Raw genomic sequence first — 2,479 nt, 5'->3', positions numbered from 1 at the left:
TTATTTTAACTTTATATTTATTTTTTATGTAATTTATGTTATCTTTTTGACCAATTTTAAATCAAATGATAAGGGTAACATATTAATGAAAATGACTTTTCGACCAACTGATTGTTGGCGATGGTATTTTGATAGCGAATACGATAGTTTAATGCTTGAAGTTTCATCTGAAATGTTATTTCGTTCTTGTTATCCAAGTAAAATGTTAGTTCCTGATGTTTTTGGCGAATTTCCATTTTCTGTTAGTGACGCAACGTCTTATTATCAATTTTATAATAGTTGTCAGTTACTTAATTTGACAGATTCACAAAAGATTGAACTAGCTATTAACGCTATTGTTGCAGCTAATTTTTTAAAGCCTCAAATGCCTAAAAGTTGGTATTTTTCACAACAACCAATGTTATACAAGCCCAAAATAGCTGATATTGTTGAGGTAATTTTACAAGAAGATGGACAAAAGGTTTGTTTAATGGTCGTTGAAGCGGGGGAAAATGCATCTCTTTGTATTATTGCACAAGCTTCATTTGTGGCAATGAATAAAACGTTTGTGTTTTCTGAAGCAATTAAAGTAATGAATGATAGATTAATATCTGTAGAGAAAAAATTTACTGAACAAAAGCTGACTTCAGATAATTTTGAATTTAAGGCTATTTCTTAAGTAATTTAATTGTAATATCTCCTTTAGGCACACAACTACAGGCTAAAATTTTATTATTTCGCCTAATAGCAGCTTGTGTTAATGCCTCTACTTCACCTTGTTTTAATTCAACTAGACAACGTCCACAAATACCTGCACGGCAAGAATAAGGTAATGCTATTTTATGTTGTTCTAACTGCTCTAAAATAGTTTGCTTATTATTACCTTTAATTATTTGATTTTCAAAATTTATTGTACAAACTTTTGCTTCAGTTTTTATTTCTGTTGGAAAGGTTTTAATATAATTTTTAGCTGGTTGCCGTTCCAATACTTCAATTTTATCGTGAACTGAAATTGTTCCATGATTTCGGGCTATCATATTCATACCAAAATCAATTTCACCTTGCTTATCGGCTCTAAAGTAACGTAAGGTTTTAATTGGTTCATTATCAGCTAAGAATGTTGCAGATTTTATGTTCATTGTCGTTATAACACAGCGGCTACAAGGTTTAACAATATCAAAAATCACATTGCCAATTTTTATTGTTTTCCAGCCATCCTCCGCAAAAGGAAGTGCTCCTTGGATAATAATATTTCCACGAAATTGTCTAATATCTAGTTTTTCAGGGCATTGCTGTTGTAAATAATCAAATGAAGCTTTATTTAATAACAAATAAGGATAACCATCAGCAAAACTAACAGGAATATCAGGATAGCGTTTAGTTCGACGAGTTAATTGTTGACCAACCCATCTTAATTGTACATCTTTATGCAAAATTTGACTGAAAAATTGATTGACTCTTATAGGAGCTATTAGTGATGTAAAATGATTACCCCAAATTTCAGTAGGCTCGTAATTCAACGAAAACTCATCAAGATTAAATATTATTATTTCAGTTGGAGATAGTGAAATATGTACTTCGTTTTTTACTATGGATGTTTTGAATTTCAGGAGCTCAGGGTGTTGTCTTGCCGTGATAAAAGTGCCATCGGGTTCACTAAGCATCAATATGCGGTCATGCTCAAAGCCTCCATCAACTGTATTTGCCTTTGTTAATTGTATCCCTTGCATTGATTTGATTGGGTAGATGTATAGTTGATTGACGAAAATCATAATATCTTACATAGATTACAAATGTTTTGATAATTATATACTTAATTACCCATATCTTATAGTTTTTAGATTTAACAAATAGAATGAATAAGTTAAGGCATATTAGCATAACTCGCTATAGCTTATTTCAGTAATATAATATAGTACTTTGCCATTAGGGGTGATAACGGCTATTTCATCATCAACTTTATGACCTATTAATGCTTTTGCTACAGGGCTATTAATTGATATCCAATTTTTTTTAGGATCAAATTCATCGCTACCAACAATACGGTAAATATGTAAATTACCAGATTCATCTTCCAATTTTACCCATGCGCCAAAAAATACTCTACCTTCTTGTCTTGGGTGTGGTTCGACAATTGTTAACGTTTCTAGTCGCTTGGTAAGAAAACGTATACGCCGATCAATTTCACGTAATCTTCGTTTTCCATAAATATATTCTGCATTCTCACTACGATCTCCGAGGGCTGCTGCATCTGATACAGCTTGTGTAACGCGAGGTCTTTCTTCTTTCCATAAATATTTCAATTCACCATTAAGGTTCAAATAACCTTCTCTTGTTATATAATTATTCTTTCGCATATTTTCATTCCCTATAGTAATCTTTATTTTTCGAGTAAAAACTCGATATTTCTTTGTTAAAATATATGATTCGAATAAAAACTCGACATTTATTTAATAAAATTTATTCTATTTTTTAATATTTATCAAAATAACGTTAAATA

General features: G+C 30.9%; 3 protein-coding genes. 1 reads left to right on the top strand and 2 read right to left on the bottom strand.

Annotated elements, in window-relative coordinates:
• The coding region (locus A9G44_RS09285) for a cell division protein ZapC (protein ID WP_218837580.1) at positions 1 to 658 on the top strand (658 nt) is incomplete at its 5' end.
• Here A9G44_RS09285 and A9G44_RS09280 read toward each other — a convergent pair.
• Together A9G44_RS09280 and greB are read right to left on the bottom strand one after the other, a co-directional pair.
• Positions 648 to 1,751 carry a YcbX family protein gene (locus A9G44_RS09280; RefSeq protein WP_065610617.1) on the bottom strand — a complete coding sequence of 368 codons (1,104 nt, stop codon included), beginning with the start codon at positions 1,749 to 1,751 and terminating at the stop codon, positions 648 to 650. The two genes, A9G44_RS09285 and A9G44_RS09280, sit on opposite strands and share 11 nt — an antisense overlap.
• Positions 1,752 to 1,853: 102 nt before the next feature.
• Positions 1,854 to 2,336 carry a transcription elongation factor GreB gene (greB, locus tag A9G44_RS09275; RefSeq protein WP_065610615.1) on the bottom strand — a complete coding sequence of 161 codons (483 nt, stop codon included), beginning with the start codon at positions 2,334 to 2,336 and terminating at the stop codon, positions 1,854 to 1,856.
• Positions 2,337 to 2,479 lie beyond the last annotated feature (143 nt).

This window comes from Gilliamella sp. Occ4-3 (assembly GCF_001690675.1).
GTDB classification, from domain to species: domain Bacteria; phylum Pseudomonadota; class Gammaproteobacteria; order Enterobacterales; family Orbaceae; genus Gilliamella; species Gilliamella bombi.
This window is presented reverse-complemented; position numbering and strand designations above follow the sequence as displayed.